The sequence below is a fragment of the Mycolicibacterium boenickei genome (genome assembly GCF_010731295.1).
Lineage (GTDB): Bacteria > Actinomycetota > Actinomycetes > Mycobacteriales > Mycobacteriaceae > Mycobacterium > Mycobacterium boenickei.
In genome coordinates this window covers 128,137-142,020 of the sequence record NZ_AP022579.1, presented here as the reverse complement: position 1 = coordinate 142,020, position 13,884 = coordinate 128,137, and the positions used below count along the sequence as shown (strand labels likewise).

12 protein-coding genes and 1 pseudogene are annotated in these 13,884 nt (G+C 66.3%); all 13 read left to right on the top strand.

What is annotated here, in order from left to right; all coding sequences use genetic code 11:
• The first annotated feature begins 1 nt into the window (after window position 1).
• The 13 genes and pseudogenes from G6N57_RS00600 to G6N57_RS00540 all read left to right on the top strand — a co-directional run bounded on the left by G6N57_RS00600 (window position 2) and on the right by G6N57_RS00540 (window position 13,856).
• Window positions 2-859, top strand: coding sequence for an ABC transporter permease (locus tag G6N57_RS00600; protein ID WP_077742402.1), 858 nt, complete (start codon window positions 2-4; stop codon window positions 857-859).
• A pseudogene (locus G6N57_RS00595) lies at window positions 860-2,370 on the top strand (MlaD family protein).
• Window positions 2,367-3,422: an MlaD family protein gene (locus G6N57_RS00590; protein ID WP_065461743.1), complete on the top strand. Its 1,056-nt coding sequence runs from the start codon at window positions 2,367-2,369 to the stop codon at window positions 3,420-3,422. Before G6N57_RS00595 ends, G6N57_RS00590 begins: the two are co-directional and overlap by 4 nt.
• Entirely contained in the window at window positions 3,415-4,488 is a 1,074-nt protein-coding gene (locus G6N57_RS00585; protein ID WP_077742401.1) for an MlaD family protein, read from the top strand. Before G6N57_RS00590 ends, G6N57_RS00585 begins: the two co-directional genes overlap by 8 nt.
• Entirely contained in the window at window positions 4,485-5,603 is a 1,119-nt protein-coding gene (locus tag G6N57_RS00580; protein WP_065461741.1) for an MCE family protein, read from the top strand. Before G6N57_RS00585 ends, G6N57_RS00580 begins: the two co-directional genes overlap by 4 nt.
• The gene (locus G6N57_RS00575) at window positions 5,600-6,868 is read left to right on the top strand and encodes an MCE family protein (RefSeq protein ID WP_077742400.1); all 1,269 of its coding nucleotides are present in this window, start codon (window positions 5,600-5,602) and stop codon (window positions 6,866-6,868) included. The genes G6N57_RS00580 and G6N57_RS00575 overlap by 4 nt, the downstream gene beginning before the upstream one ends.
• Window positions 6,865-8,115, top strand: coding sequence for an MlaD family protein (locus G6N57_RS00570; RefSeq protein ID WP_077742399.1), 1,251 nt, complete (start codon window positions 6,865-6,867; stop codon window positions 8,113-8,115). Before G6N57_RS00575 ends, G6N57_RS00570 begins: the two co-directional genes overlap by 4 nt.
• Before the next feature lie 23 nt (window positions 8,116-8,138).
• Complete coding sequence (locus G6N57_RS00565) at window positions 8,139-8,849, top strand: Rv1363c family protein (RefSeq protein WP_077742398.1); 711 nt, start codon at window positions 8,139-8,141, stop codon at window positions 8,847-8,849.
• Window positions 8,850-8,860: 11 nt separating this feature from the next.
• Window positions 8,861-9,667, top strand: coding sequence for a DUF3298 domain-containing protein (locus G6N57_RS00560; RefSeq protein ID WP_077742397.1), 807 nt, complete (start codon window positions 8,861-8,863; stop codon window positions 9,665-9,667).
• Window positions 9,668-9,806: 139 nt separating this feature from the next.
• Window positions 9,807-10,838, top strand: a complete 1,032-nt coding sequence (locus tag G6N57_RS00555; RefSeq protein ID WP_234815657.1) for an ABC transporter substrate-binding protein — start codon at window positions 9,807-9,809, stop codon at window positions 10,836-10,838.
• On the top strand, window positions 10,835-11,653 hold the full coding sequence (locus G6N57_RS00550; RefSeq protein WP_077742395.1) for an ABC transporter ATP-binding protein: 819 nt from the start codon (window positions 10,835-10,837) through the stop codon (window positions 11,651-11,653). Before G6N57_RS00555 ends, G6N57_RS00550 begins: the two co-directional genes overlap by 4 nt.
• Window positions 11,646-12,506 (top strand): ABC transporter permease, encoded by an 861-nt coding sequence (locus tag G6N57_RS00545; protein ID WP_077742394.1) that lies wholly within the window; start codon window positions 11,646-11,648, stop codon window positions 12,504-12,506. Before G6N57_RS00550 ends, G6N57_RS00545 begins: the two co-directional genes overlap by 8 nt.
• A 45-nt stretch (window positions 12,507-12,551) precedes the next feature.
• A complete protein-coding gene (locus tag G6N57_RS00540) occupies window positions 12,552-13,856 on the top strand; it encodes an LLM class flavin-dependent oxidoreductase (protein WP_077742393.1) in 1,305 nt (434 codons plus the stop codon).
• The last annotated feature ends 28 nt before the right edge of the window (window positions 13,857-13,884 follow it).

Genomic DNA, 13,884 nt, shown 5'->3' with positions numbered 1-13,884 from the left:
CATGACGGCCTCGACATTCGTCCCACCGCTGCTCGGACCCTGGGTCCGGCTCTACCGGCGGGCCTCCAAGCCCGTGATGCGGCTCGGCCACATGATGGTGTTCTTCGTCCGGGCGCTGACCGCGGTGCCCGTCGTGCTGCGGCACTACCGCGGAGAATTCGTCCGGCTGCTCTCCGACATCGCGTGGGGCAACGGCTCACTCGTGGTCGGTGGCGGCACCATCGGCGTCGCGGTGGTACTGGGCATCACCATGGGAGCTCTCGTCGGCATCGAGGGCTACAACTTTCTCGATCTGCTGGGGCTCGGCCCGGCAACCGGAATCATCTCGTCGTTGGTGAACACCCGCGAGCTGGCGCCGATCGCCGCTTCGCTCGCCTTCGCGACGCAGGCCGGCTGCCGGTTCACCGCGCAGCTGGGCTCGATGCGCATCGCCGAGGAGATCGACGCGCTCGATTCCATTGCCATTCGCCCGATCCCGTACCTGGTCACCACCCGGCTGATGGCCGCGGTGATCGCGGTGATCCCGCTCTACGCCCTGTGCCTGGCGGTGAGCTATCTGACCACCCAGGTGGTGGTCTTCCTGATCAGCGGCGGCTCGAGCGGCTCCTACCTGCACTACTTCACCCTCATGTTGTCCGGGCAGGACATCCTCTACTCGGTGCTCAAGGCGGTCATCTTCGTGTGGATCGCCTCCACGGTGCAGTGCTACTACGGGTTCTACGCCTCGGGTGGCCCGGTGGGCGTGGGTGTGGCCGCCGGCCATGCCATGCGCGCCAGCATCACCGTGGTGGTCATCGTGAACATGTTGCTGACGATGGCGCTGTGGACGGTCGATTCAGGAGCGAGGTTCGGCGGCTAGATGGGCAACTCGCTGGAAATGGACGGCCGCGGCCCGAGCGACCGTCAGCTGCTCGGCTGTGGTGCCGCGGTACTTGTTGTCGCAGTGCTGGTTTCGACGTTCCTTCTGGTGAAGGCGACGGGGCGGCTCGATGCCCGGGTGCCGGTGGTGGCCGCACTGGTCAACGTCGGTGACGGGCTGCCGCAGCGGTCCGACGTGAAGTACCACGGTGTGCTCGTCGGGATGGTCGACGATGTGGTCCCGGCTGCCAACGGCGACCCGAACTTCGTCCACATCGATCTCAAACCCGAATATGCGTCCTCCATCCCGAACACGGTGACCGCACGTGTGGTGCCGAGCAACGTGTTCGCGGTGTCGTCGGTGCAGCTGGTCGATAGGGGCGCAGGGGCGCCGATCGCCGCGGGTGCCCAGATCCCGGAGGACACCGAACTGCCGACGGTGTTGTTCCAGACCACGATCAGCAAGCTGCGCGACGTGCTGGCCGCGACCGGGCGTGGTCGTGAGGACAAGACGGTGGGCATCCTGGCCGCGGTGAACGCCGCGACCGAGAACCGTCGCAACGAATTGCTCACCAGCGGAGCGCAATTGAACCGGCTGATCGATCAGCTCGACGCGGTGGTGGCCACCGAACCCGACTCGACGACGGTCTCCGCCCTGGTCGATGCGACCCGCGGGCTGCAGCAGACCGCGCCGGACCTGCTCGATGCCCTGCACAAGGCGGTGCAGCCGATGCGGACCCTGGTCGAACAGCGAGACCAGCTGAACACGATGATCAACGGCGGGATCAACACCGTGGGTACGACACACACCGCGCTCGACAACCACACCGATCAGCTGGTCAAGACCACCTCGAACCTGACCCCGGTCCTGGGCGTGCTGGCCGATACGTCCAACAACTGGGTGCCGGCCTTCGTCAAGTTGAATCAGCTGTCGGGCAAGTTCTTCGAGCACGTCTGGATGCCCGACCACGACTTCGGCAACATGCGGGTGAACCTGTCGCTGACACCGAGCTACGCCTACACCCGGGCCGACTGCCCCCAGTACGCCGGCCTCAAGGGACCCAGCTGCTTCACCGCCCCGCTGGTGCCCACCCGGCCCTCGCTGCCGGATGTGCTGCTGCCGGAGAACTATCAGCCGCCTGCCGACCTCGCGCCACCTCCAGGCACGGCGCTGGGCGCCAACGGGAACCTGGTCGCGGTCGGTCCGCCACTGGTGAACCCGAACCCGAACCTGGCCGACCCGAATCCGCCGCTGCCACCGTGGATGCCGCCGTCCGGCCCGGTCCCGGGGACCGCGAATCCCGCGCTGGCCCCGACGCCCCCGCCGCCGGTGCCGCTGTCGCCGGTCGCCCCGGTGGCACCCCGGCCCGAGGCGCGCCTCCGGCGGCATCGATCCCGGGGTCGGCACCGCCTCCGGGAGGTGCACCCGCTCCGGCGCCTGCGGGTCCGCTGCTGCCCGCAGAGGCCGCGCCCGCTGCCGCACAGTCCGTTTCGGGAGAGGGAGGCCGATGAAATACCGCGGTGCGGCGATAGGCCTGTCCCTGTTCATGGTGGTCGCGCTGGTGCTGACCTGGCTCGTCTATGTCACGTTGCGCCGAGACGTGGCGGGCAAGACAGTGCCGTATGCGGCGCTGTTCTCCGACGTGTTCGGCCTGCGTGAGGGTGACGACGTCCGGATGGCCGGGGTCCGGGTCGGCCGGGTCGAGAAGATCGAACTGCAGGGCGCCCTGGCCAAGGTGTCGTTCGTGGTGCAGGACAACCAGCCCATGTACGGGCGCACGGTCGCCTCGGTCACCTACCAGAACATCGTCGGCCAGCGCTATCTGGGGCTGTCGCTGGGGAACCTCGGCGACCCGGGCCCGCTCAAGGCCGGCAGTGTCATCCCGGTCGAACAGACCGATCCGTCGTTCGACGTCGGGACGTTGCTCAACGGCTATGAGCCGCTGTTCAGCGTGCTCAACCCGCGTGATGCCGACAACCTCACCAAAGGGGTGATCGCCTCGCTGCAGGGCGACGACGCATCCATCGTCGCGCTGGTCGACCAGACCGCGCAGTTGACCGATTCCTTCGCCGGCCGGGATCAGGAACTCGGCGAGGTGATCAACAACCTGAACGCGGTGGCCAAGAATCTGGCCCAGCACAATGACAGCCTCGACGAGGTGATCACCCAAACCCGGGGCATGGTCTCCACATTCGACGCCCGCAGGCCCGAGATGGTGAACTCGCTGGGTTCGATCTCCAAGGTGGTGCAGCAGCTGTCGACCATCAGCGATCAGGTGTACCCGTCGCTGAACGAGCTCGTGACCCGCCAACCCGGCTTCGTCTCGCACATGGTGGGTATCGAACCGCAGCTCGCGTTCGCCGGTGCGAATCTGCCGTTGCTGCTCAAGGGATTCGCCCGGATGACCAACGAGGGCGCGTACGCCACCACCTACGCGTGTGACCTGAATGCGACGGGATTCTTCCCCGGCCTCAACGACGTCACCCCGATCATCGTCGACGCCGCCACCCCGGGGAACAAGGCGCAGTACACCCCCAAGTGCAGGAACATGGCCAATGGTTGACCAACTCACGAAGGTCGAGACACCGACCGTCCCGAAGCCGCGGAAGAAACCCCGCCGTCCGCTGGAGAGCTACAACCGGACCTGGCTCGGGATCATCGCGGTCACCGTGGTGACCGTGCTGATCGGGGCGATGCTGATCGTCAAGGTCGCCGATGTCGGCTACCGGCAGTACACCGCGCGGTTTCAGCAGGCCGCCGCGCTCAAGGCGGGTAACCCGATCACCGTTGCCGGCATGCCGGTGGGCGAGGTCAAGAGCATGAAGCTGGCCGGCGACCACGTCGAGGCCAAACTCAAGGTGCGCGACGACGTTCCGCTCGGCAAGGACTCCCGGGCCGTCATCAAGATCACCACCATCCTGGGCTCACGGTATCTGGCACTGCAGCCCGCTGGCTCAGACTCTCTGCCGGACAACACCTTTGATCTCAGCCACACCGAGGTGCCGTATGACCTGCAGGAGGCGCTGGGGGATGTCACGACCACCTTCGAACAGGTCGACTCCGACAAGTTCGCCCAGACGCTGAGCATCCTCGGCAAGCAGATGGAAGGTCTGCCTGCGGTGGTGCCGCGGGCGCTGCAGAACACCCACACGCTGGCGACCATCATCGCCGACCGGCGCGACCAACTCGGATCTCTGCTGGAGACCACCGATATCGTGGGCAACACTCTGCGTCGTCAGCAGTCCACCATCGGCAACCTGGTGACCCAGGGCAATGACCTGGTCGGCGAATTCGTCCAGCGCCGCGCCTCATTCCAGGCCATGCTGGCGGCCCTGACCAACCTGGTCCAGACCCTCACCGGCATCGTGGTCGACGACCGGCCACAGCTCGAGCAGTTGCTCACCAATCTCAAAGACCTGTCGAACATGCTGGGCCAGCACGACGATCTGCTGCGCAGCGTGCTGCAGTCCGGCCCGGTGGCCCTGCGCGGACTCGCCAACGCCACCGGTAACGGCAACGCAGGGGAGATGCACGTCGGCAACGGGTTGCTGATCGACTCCTGGATGTGTGCGATCAGCGGCCGCGCCAAGCAGTTCAACATGATCCAGTACTACAAGGACTGCAAATGAGCCTGATCCGTAGCAAGCTACTGGCGGTGTGCGTGGCCGGTGCGGTGCTGGTCGCCGCGGTGGCCGGCGCCGGCTGGTGGTTCCTCAAGGACCGCACCAACACCATCACGGTGACCGCCCAGTTCGACAGCGCGGCAGGTCTTTACGAGGGCAACACGGTGGCCGTGCTCGGCATGCAGGTCGGCCGGGTCACCAAGATCACCCCCAAGGGCAACTATGTCGAGGTCGAGTTCACCGTCGACAAGGACGTCTCGGTGCCGGCCGACGCGCAAGCGGTCACCATCTCCAATTCGATCCTCACCGACCGCCAGATCGAACTGACCCCGGCCTACCACGGCGGGCCGACCCTGCAGAACCACGACACGATCGGCCTGAACCGGACCAAGACCCCGGTCGAGTTCGCCCGGGTGCTCGACGTGCTGGACAAGTTGTCGTCCTCGCTGAAGGGCGACGGAAAGGGCAACGGACCTCTGGCCGACGTGGTCAACGCCAGCGCCGCGATCGCCGACGGAAACGGTCAGCAGATGAAGGACGCCCTCGGTGAACTGTCAGACGCGTTGCGGCTCAGTTCCGATCGGGGAGCGGTGACCCGCGATCAGCTCACCACGATCGTGCGCAACCTGAGCTCGCTGTTCGACGCGGCCTCCCGCAACGACGCCACCCTGCGCGAGTTCGGGTCGACCGTGCGCCAGCTCAGCCAGATCCTGGCCGACGAGAACTTCGGCAGCGGCACCACCGGCAACAAGATCAATCAGGTGATCACGCAGGTGGGTGAGGTGCTGCAGGCCCACCGCGACGAGGTGAAACAGATTGTCCTCAACGGCAACACCGCACTGACCACTTCGGTGGACCAGCGCCGGGACCTCGCGGAGTTTCTCGATCTCGCTCCGATGACGCTGGACAACATCTACAACATCGTCGATCAGAAGAACGGTTCGGCGCGGGCACACGTCCTGGTGGACAAGGTGCTGTTCGATTCGCAGACCGTCAAGGAGGTCTGCAACATGATGGGGCTGCGGCAGCTGGGATGCAGCACCGGAACGGTGCAGGACTTCGGTCCCGACTTCGGGCTGTCCTACATGCTCGACGGCATGGCGGCGATGGGACAGCGATGATCAAACCGGTGCGCAAATACGTTCTGCCCGTGGTGATGGTGGCTTGCCTGACCCTCTCGGGATGTGCCTCCGAAGGCCTGGCCAGCCTGCCGTTGCCGGCTCCCGGCGTCGGCTCGGGCGGCTACAAGCTGACCGCGATCTTCTCCAATGCCCTGAACCTGCCTGCCAATGCCAAGGTGAAGCTGGCCGGTGCCGACGTGGGCGAGCTGGAGTCGATGGTGGCCAGCAACTACACCGCCGTGACCACGCTGCGCATCATGGACGGTGTCCGGCTGCCCCGTGGCACCACCGCCGAATTGCGTTCGGCCACACCGCTGGGTGACGTGTTCGTCTCGGTCAGGCCGCCCACTCCGGTCGACCCGAACGCGCCCCTGCTCAAGGACGGCGACACCATCGGCCTGGATGACACCCGGGCCGCCGCGACCGTGGAATCCCTGCTGGGGTCGGCGGCGATCCTGGTCAACGGCGGCGCGGTCCGCAACTTCACCAACATCATCAACGGCCTCGGTAAGGCCACCGGTGACCAGGGCCAGGCGTTCGGCACTCTGATCTCGAAGACCAACCACACGCTGGGCACCCTGAACGCGCGGTCCGATCAACTGTCGGATGCCATGACCGAGACGTCGCGGTTGTTGCAGCAGATCGAGGCCAAGAACCAGACGGTCAGTGAGCTGATGGACGCCGCGGGCCCGGCGACCGACACGCTGGCCGAGCACACCACCCAGATCGCGGATCTGATCACCCAGATCGGTGACACCTCGGCACAGTTGCGCAAGTTCCCGTCGATCGCGGGCACCGACGCCAGCGGCCGTAGCGTGATCGCCGATGCGGACAAGGTCGCGGGCGCGTGGAACGATGTGGCGCTGGCTCCGGATGCCTCGCTGTATGCGCTCAACCGGCTGATGCCGCCGCTGGTGAAAGCGACGTCCGGCAGCGGTCTTTCGGTGCGCGCCAGCATCGACCGGCTGATTCTCGGCTCAATTCCCGATATCGGGTTCGCCGGTGACTCGGGATTGCACGGCCCCAAGCGGTACAACTGGCATCAGCTCGTGGGCTCGCTGCAGTACACGCTGCTGCGGCTGCAGGAGCGTGTCGTCGGCCGCGGCCCGTCGGTGCCGCAGATGCCGGTGATCCCCAGCCCCACCGAACCGGGCGAGATCATTCCGGCTCCCGTGGCACCTCCGGAGGCGCCGGGTGCGGTACCGCCCCCCGAGGCTCCGCCCGCTCCCGCTCCCGCTCCTGCATCGGCGGAGGCGCCGCGATGATCAACGCACTCGCGGATTTCGTGGTCGGCGTGGTGCGGGCCGGGTACCGGCGTCGCTCCTGGCTTTCGGCCGGAGCGCTGGTGATGACATTGGTCGTGGCCGGCGCGTACCTGATGATCGGCGCGCTGCGGGTCAAACCCTTCGACTCCAGCTACCGCATCACCATCGAATTGCCGGAATCGGCAGGCCTGCTGCCCAATCAGGACGTCACGTTGCGGGGCGTGCGGGTCGGGAAGGTGGAACGGCTCAACATCACGCCCACCGGTGTCCAGGCGGTGGTGAACGTGAATTCGGCAGTGCCCATCCCGAAGTCCAGCGACGTGCGGGTGTCCGGGCTGTCCCCGGCCGGTGAGCAGTACATCGACTTCGCGGCCAACTCGGCAGACGGCCCGTTCCTGACCGACGGCAGCGTGATCGGCCTGGGCAAGGCCACCGTGCCGGTCAGCCTGGCCCAGCTGCTCGCCGACGCCGACGGCGCGCTGGCGCAGGTGGATACCAGCAAGCTCGAAGTGATCCGCAAGGAACTGAGCATGTCGCAGGCCGGTCCGGGCAAGCTTCGCGATGTCATCGACGGCGGCACATTCCTTCTCTCGACCCTCGATTCGGTGTTGCCCGAGACGGTGAGCGTGCTGCGCAACAGCCGGGTGGTGTTCAACCTGATGTCGGAGAAGAACGCAGGCGTCGCCGTGGCGTCGGACAATCTCGACTCGACTTTCGACGGCATCAACAAGATGCGGGAAGGCTTCCGTCGCCTCACGAATCAGACGCCGGGAGCGCTGAACTCAGTCGACAACCTGTTCGCCGACAACTCCGACACCATGGTGCAGCTGCTCGGAAGCCTCGCCAGCACTTCGCAATTGCTGTATCTGCGGGTGCCTGCGCTCAATGCGCTCTTCCCGAACTACCGCACGTCGGTGCTCGACGCGCTGGGCAGTGTCATGCATGACAACGGATTGTGGGCCACCGCCGACATCTACCCGCGTTACACGTGTGACTACGGGACACCGCGCCGGCCACCGGCGTCGGCCGACTACCCGGAGCCCTACATGTACACCTATTGTCGGGACGATCATCCGGGCGTCCTGGTCCGCGGTGCCAAGAACGCACCGCGGCCGGCAGATGACGACACGGCCGGCCCGCCGCCCGGGGCTGATCTCGGCCGCACCACCGACCCGACACCGCGGGGGCGTTACACCATTCCGACTCCCTACGGCGGTCCGACCCTGCCGATCGAACCGCCCCGCTGACCACCCAACCTCACCCAAAGGAGATGACGGTGACCGTGACTGCTGACAAGCGCGCAGACGACGAGAAGGCCGAAACCGTCGACGACGCAATCGGTATCGAAGAGACGGCCGAAGAGGTCGTCGAGCCCGAAGACGAGACCGAAGCCGAGTCGGAGACCGAGGAAAAGTCCGAATCCGAGGCCGACGAGACCGAGGGCAAAGACGAGGCCGAAGACGACGCCGAAGAAGAGACGGAAGCCGAGGCCGACAGACCGAGCTGGCGCCGCCGGGTGCTCGTGGGTGCGCTGGCCGCGGTGTTCATTGCCGCACTGGCACTTTCGGGCTTCCTCGGATGGAACGCATGGCAGGGCCGCCAGGTGGCGCAGGCCGGAAAGCAGGCGCAGGACGCCGCGGTGAGCTACGCCCAGATCTTGACCAGCATCGATTCCAACAAGGTCGACGAGAACTTCAACCAGGTGCTCGCCGGCGCGACCGGCGAGTTCAAGGACATGTACTCGCAGTCGAGCATGCAGCTGCGGCAGCTGCTCATCGACAACAAGGCGTCCGCGCATGGCGTGGTGGTGGAGTCGGCCGTGCAGTCGGCGAGCAAGGACAAGGTCGTGGTGCTGTTGTTCGTCGACCAGTCGGTGTCCAACACCACCGTTCCCGACCCGCGGATCGACCGCAGCCGCATCAAGATGACGATGGAGAAGGTCGACGGGCAATGGCGCGCAAGCAAAGTGGAACTCGCCTGAGCGGGCCCGTGATGCGTATCGGCAAGCTGATCGGCGCGGCGGCCCTGGTCGCGGGCTCGTTGGTGGTCACGACAGCCCCGACCGCTTCGGCCTCGGCGGCATCGTTCTGTGACGAGCTGGCCGGACAGTGGGACGGGCAGTCCTGCCACGCGTCGGTGACCTCGGACCGGAACGCGGTTCGTGACATCAAGATGGCGCTGCCGGGCGATCTGGTGGACAACCCGGTCATCCGGCAGTACCTGACCAACCTGATGAACAACTGGCGCACTGCCGCGCAGAAGATGGCTCACGACAGCTTCGGCGAAGAGCAATTCGAGATCTTCCAGCACGGCGACGCGACGACGGCCGTGTTCCACGAGATGTACTCCGGGACGGTCGGCACCGACGCGCTGTCCCACCCGAACGCGCCGATCGTCAGCGACGCCTACCGCACCTTCACGTTCGCGGGTGGGCGCCAGGTCCAACTGGCCGACCTGTTCAAACCGGGTGTCGATCACCGGGCCGAGATCCCGCGCCTGGGTGAGCCGTTCATCGTGGCCGCGCTTGATGCCGCCCCGCCGCCACACCAGCCCGGCACCTATCCATTCACGCCGGACCGCTGGACGCCGGACAAGGTGTACTCGGGCGGCTACAAGGCCTGGGCGCTGACACCCGACGAGTTGATCCTCTACATGCCGGACTACCCGGTTGGTCGCGATTCCCCGGTCGATTTCACGCCGGGCCGGATGCAGTGGTCGATGGACGGCGGGACCGTGCAGGCGCACATTCCGCTCTCTGCGCTGGCCCCGGTGCTGCAGCCACAGTTCGGCGGCGCCTGATCGCGGGCACTGAGTCTTTCGATTCTTCGCGAGGCTAAAGGGTTACCCAGCCCGCGTTTGTTGCCACCATGAGCCGCACCAATCAGTGCGACTCCATGGGGGAACGACGGCCATGCGCCTTTTCAGCTCGGTACCGGCGATGCTCAGCGCACTTGTGTTGGTACTGACCGCGTGTGGCTCGTCCGGCGAATCGGCGCGCACCGAAGACGGCAAGACCGTGGTGCGGTATCAGGGCTGGGCCGGTGAGGTGGAGTTCCAGGAACTGGCCGAGGAACTCGGCTACTACCAGAAGATCAAGCTCGATTGGGTGGGCAACACCACCAGCGGGCCGCAGGACATCCAGTCCGTGGCCACCGGCGATATCGACGTGGGTTCTGCGTTCAACGGTGCGGTGGTCAAACTCAACGCCGCCGGCGCACCGATCACCTCGGTGCTCAGTTCGTACGGCGCCGATGACGGTGAATACACCGGCTATTTCGTGCTGCAGGACAGCCCGATCCACTCGGCGCGGGACCTGATCGGCAAGAAGGTCGGGATGAACACGCTGGGCGCCCATCACGAATTCCTCACCCGGGAGTGGTTGGCGCAGCAGGGATTGACCAATGACGAGATCAAGACCGTCACCCTCACCGTGGTGCCCCCGGTGAACACCGAGCAGGCGCTGCGTGAGAAGCAGATCGACGTCGCTGCCCTCAACACCATCTGGCGGGAGACAGCGACCGAACGCGGCGGGATCCGGCCATTGTTCACCGACAAGTCGCTGTTCGGGGCGTTCAGCTACGGCACCTACGTGGTCCGTGACGACTTCGTGGCCAAGAATCGGGACGCGGTGGCCGATTTCGTGCAAGGCACGGCGCGGGCCATCCGCTGGGCCCAGGTGACCCCACGAGCCGAAGTGGTGGCCAAGTTCGAGGAGATCATCAACAAACGCAAACGCAACGAGGACACCAAGACCATCCAGTACTGGCGCAGCTCGGGGGTTCCGGTGCCCGGTGCGGTGATCGCCGAGCGCGAACTGCAGACCTGGATCGATTGGCTGGTCCGCAACGGTGAGCTCAAGGAAGGCCAGCTCAAGGCCAAGGACCTCTACACCAACGAGTTCAACCCCTACTCCAACGGCACCTATCCCGACGGCGCCGGCCCCGACGGGAAAGTGTTGGCGCACAAGTGAGTACACAGGCCCAGAGCGCGCAGCCCAAGCTGCGGCTGCGCAATGTCACCAAGCGGTTCCCGATCCGCGGTGAGAAGACCGGTTTCACCGCAATTCAGGACATCAGCATCGATGTCACGGCCGGCGAGTTCCTGGTGCTGGTCGGGCCCAGCGGTTGCGGCAAGTCGACCCTGCTGGACCTGCTCGGCGGGCTGACCGAGCCGACGTCGGGGGAGATCCTGCTCGACGGCAAGCCGGTCACCGGACCCGGCCTGGATCGGGGCATCGTCTTCCAGCAGTACGCGCTGCTGCCGTGGCGTACCGCCCGCAGAAACATCGAATTCGGGCTGGAAGCAAAGGGTTTACCCGCAGCGGAGCGACGGCGGTGGGCCGAGGAGTATCTCGAGCTGGTCGGGCTGCAGGGCTTCGCCGACCGCTATCCGCACGAACTGTCCGGTGGAATGAAACAGCGCGTCGCGATCGCCCGCAGCCTGGCGTTCGACCCCGAGGTGCTGCTGATGGATGAGCCGTTCGCCGCGCTGGATGCCCAAACCCGCGAATCCCTGCAGGACGAGCTGCTGAGAATCTGGCAGGCCACCGGCAAGACCATCCTGTTCATCACCCACGGCATCGACGAGGCGCTGTACCTGGGCCAGCGGGTCGCCGTGCTGACGTCGCGGCCGGGCCGGATCAAGAAGATCGTCGAGGTCGACATCGACCGCAACACCGACGACATCCGCTCCAGCGAGGGATTCCGGGCGCAACGCCACCACATCTGGTCGCTTCTGCACGACGAGGTGGAACGCGCCCGGTCCGAGGAGGTCCAACATGTCTAGCGCCATCGCCGTGGCACCCGCCGAGTCGCCCGTCGAAGCACCGGTCGAGGCGCCCCCGACGTCGCCGGAGCCTGAGCACGGCAGCCGCCGCCTGCAGGCCCTGGCGTGGCGGGTGTTGCGCGCGACGGTCGTCGTCGCCGGGTTCCTGGCGCTGTGGGAGGTGGCGCCGCGGATCGGGCTGGTGGACAAGGTCTTTCTGCCGCCGTTCTCCGAGGTGGTCAGTGCCTGGTTCACGTTGTTGAACAACGGCCAGCTGTGGGAGCACGTTTCAGCCAGCCTGTCGCGGGCCCTGGCCGGCCTGGCCATCGCGATCGCGGTCAGCATCCCGCTGGGCGTGGCGATCGCCTGGTACCGACCGGTCGCCGAGTTCCTCAACCCGATCCTGGAGCTGTTCCGCAACACCGCCGCACTCGCACTGCTGCCGGTGTTCATCCTGATCCTGGGGATCGGCGAGACGTCCAAGGTCGCGCTGGTGATCTACGCGGCGTCGTTCCCGATCCTGCTCAACACCATCTCCGGGGTCCGAACGGTGGACCCGCTGCTGATCAAATCGGCACGCTCCCTGGGGCTTTCCCCGATCCGGCTGTTCCAGAAGGTGATCCTGCCCGCAGCGGTGCCGACCATCTTCACCGGTTTACGTATGGCGGCGGCATCGTCGATCCTGGTGCTGATCGCGGCCGAGATGGTCGGCGCCAAAGCCGGATTGGGCTATCTGATCACCGCGTCGCAGCTCAACTTCCAGATCCCCAACATGTACGCCGGCATCGTCACGATCGCTCTGGTGGGCGTCATCTTCAACGGCATCGTGGTGGCCATCGAAAAGCGCTTGTCGGGCTGGCGCGCCACCACCTAGGAAAGGGAACCATTGCCACGCCAACTGCATCTCAACGCATTCCTGATGGGTGTCGGCCACCACGAAGCAGCGTGGCGCCACGAGCGCACCGACGTACGAAACCTCACCGACGTCAAGCACTTCCAGCGGCTGGCCCAGCTGGCCGAACGCGGCAAACTGGACTCGGTGTTCTTCGCCGACGGGCTGGCGGTGGGTCCGCGGGTGAAGCACAACACCCAGGCGATCTTCGAACCGATCACGCTGCTGACCGCCATGGCGACGGTCACCGAGCGCGTCGGCCTCATCGCGACCGCGACCACCGGCTACATCGAGCCGTACACCCTGGCCCGCAGCTTCGCCTCCCTCGATCACATCAGCGGAGGCCGGGCCGGATGGAACATCGTCACCTCGGCGGGTGAGGACGAGGCCGCCAACTTCGGTGTCGAGGGCATCCCCGACCACGCCGGGCGCTATCGGAGGGCCACCGAATTCGTCGACGTGGCAACGGCCTTGTGGGACAGCTGGGAAGACGACGCCCTGGTCCTCGACGAGGCCAGCGGGATCTTCGCCGATCCGGACCGGGTCCACCGCATCGACCACGACGGCGAGCACTTCACGGTCCGTGGCCCGCTGAACACCCCGCGCTCGGCGCAGGGCCGGCCGCTGCTGGTGCAGGCCGGGTCCTCGGAGTCGGGGAAGGACTTCGCCGCGCGGTACGCCGAGGCGATCTTCACCGCGCAGCGCTCGGTGGCCGACGGCAAAGCCTTCTACCGCGACGTGAAGGCCCGCGCGGTGAAGTTCGGCCGCAGCGCCGACGAGGTGAAGATCCTGCCCGGCATCGTGCCGTTCATCGGTCCCACCGAGCAGGCCGCGGTAGAGCTGGAACAGCAGTTCACCGATCTGATCTCGCCCGAGTACTCGTTGCGTCAGCTGTCGCAGATGCTGGGTGTGGACCTGACCGCGCACGCGCTCGACGCCCCGTTGCCCGCGTTGCCGCCCATCGAGCAGATCCAGGGCAACAAGAGCCGCTATCAACTGGTGAAGGACCTCGCCAGCAGCGAGTCGCTGACGGTGCGGCAGCTGATCGCCAAACTCGGTGGCGGTCGCGGACACCGGACCTTCGCCGGGACCGCCGAGCAGGTGGCCGACAACTTGGAGCTGTGGTTCGCCGAGGGCGCCGCCGACGGCTTCAACATCATGCCGCCGTATCTGCCCGGCGGTCTGGAGGATTTCGTCGAGCAGGTGGTGCCCATCCTGCAGCGGCGCGGACTGTTTCGCACCGACTACACCGCGACGACCCTGCGCGGGCACTACGGGCTGACGCACCGGCCCAGCCGTTACACGGTGACGGCGGCCGAAACCAGCGCGTGAGCGCCCACCCCCTGCACCGCGAGCGTGC

Excerpts from the sequence above, each read along its gene's own strand:
- G6N57_RS00575 (WP_077742400.1), top strand. The coding sequence starts at position 5,600 with ATGATCAAACCGGTGCGCAAATACGTTCTGCCCGTGGTGATGGTGGCT.
- G6N57_RS00580 (WP_065461741.1), top strand. The coding sequence starts at position 4,485 with ATGAGCCTGATCCGTAGCAAGCTACTGGCGGTGTGCGTGGCCGGTGCG.
- G6N57_RS00570 (WP_077742399.1), top strand. The coding sequence starts at position 6,865 with ATGATCAACGCACTCGCGGATTTCGTGGTCGGCGTGGTGCGGGCCGGG.
- G6N57_RS00545 (WP_077742394.1), top strand. The coding sequence starts at position 11,646 with ATGTCTAGCGCCATCGCCGTGGCACCCGCCGAGTCGCCCGTCGAAGCA.
- G6N57_RS00540 (WP_077742393.1), top strand. The coding sequence starts at position 12,552 with ATGGGTGTCGGCCACCACGAAGCAGCGTGGCGCCACGAGCGCACCGAC.
- G6N57_RS00565 (WP_077742398.1), top strand. The coding sequence starts at position 8,139 with ATGACGGTGACCGTGACTGCTGACAAGCGCGCAGACGACGAGAAGGCC.
- G6N57_RS00585 (WP_077742401.1), top strand. The coding sequence starts at position 3,415 with ATGGTTGACCAACTCACGAAGGTCGAGACACCGACCGTCCCGAAGCCG.
- G6N57_RS00600 (WP_077742402.1), top strand. The coding sequence starts at position 2 with ATGACGGCCTCGACATTCGTCCCACCGCTGCTCGGACCCTGGGTCCGG.
- G6N57_RS00560 (WP_077742397.1), top strand. The coding sequence starts at position 8,861 with ATGCGTATCGGCAAGCTGATCGGCGCGGCGGCCCTGGTCGCGGGCTCG.
- G6N57_RS00590 (WP_065461743.1), top strand. The coding sequence starts at position 2,367 with ATGAAATACCGCGGTGCGGCGATAGGCCTGTCCCTGTTCATGGTGGTC.
- G6N57_RS00555 (WP_234815657.1), top strand. The coding sequence starts at position 9,807 with ATGCTCAGCGCACTTGTGTTGGTACTGACCGCGTGTGGCTCGTCCGGC.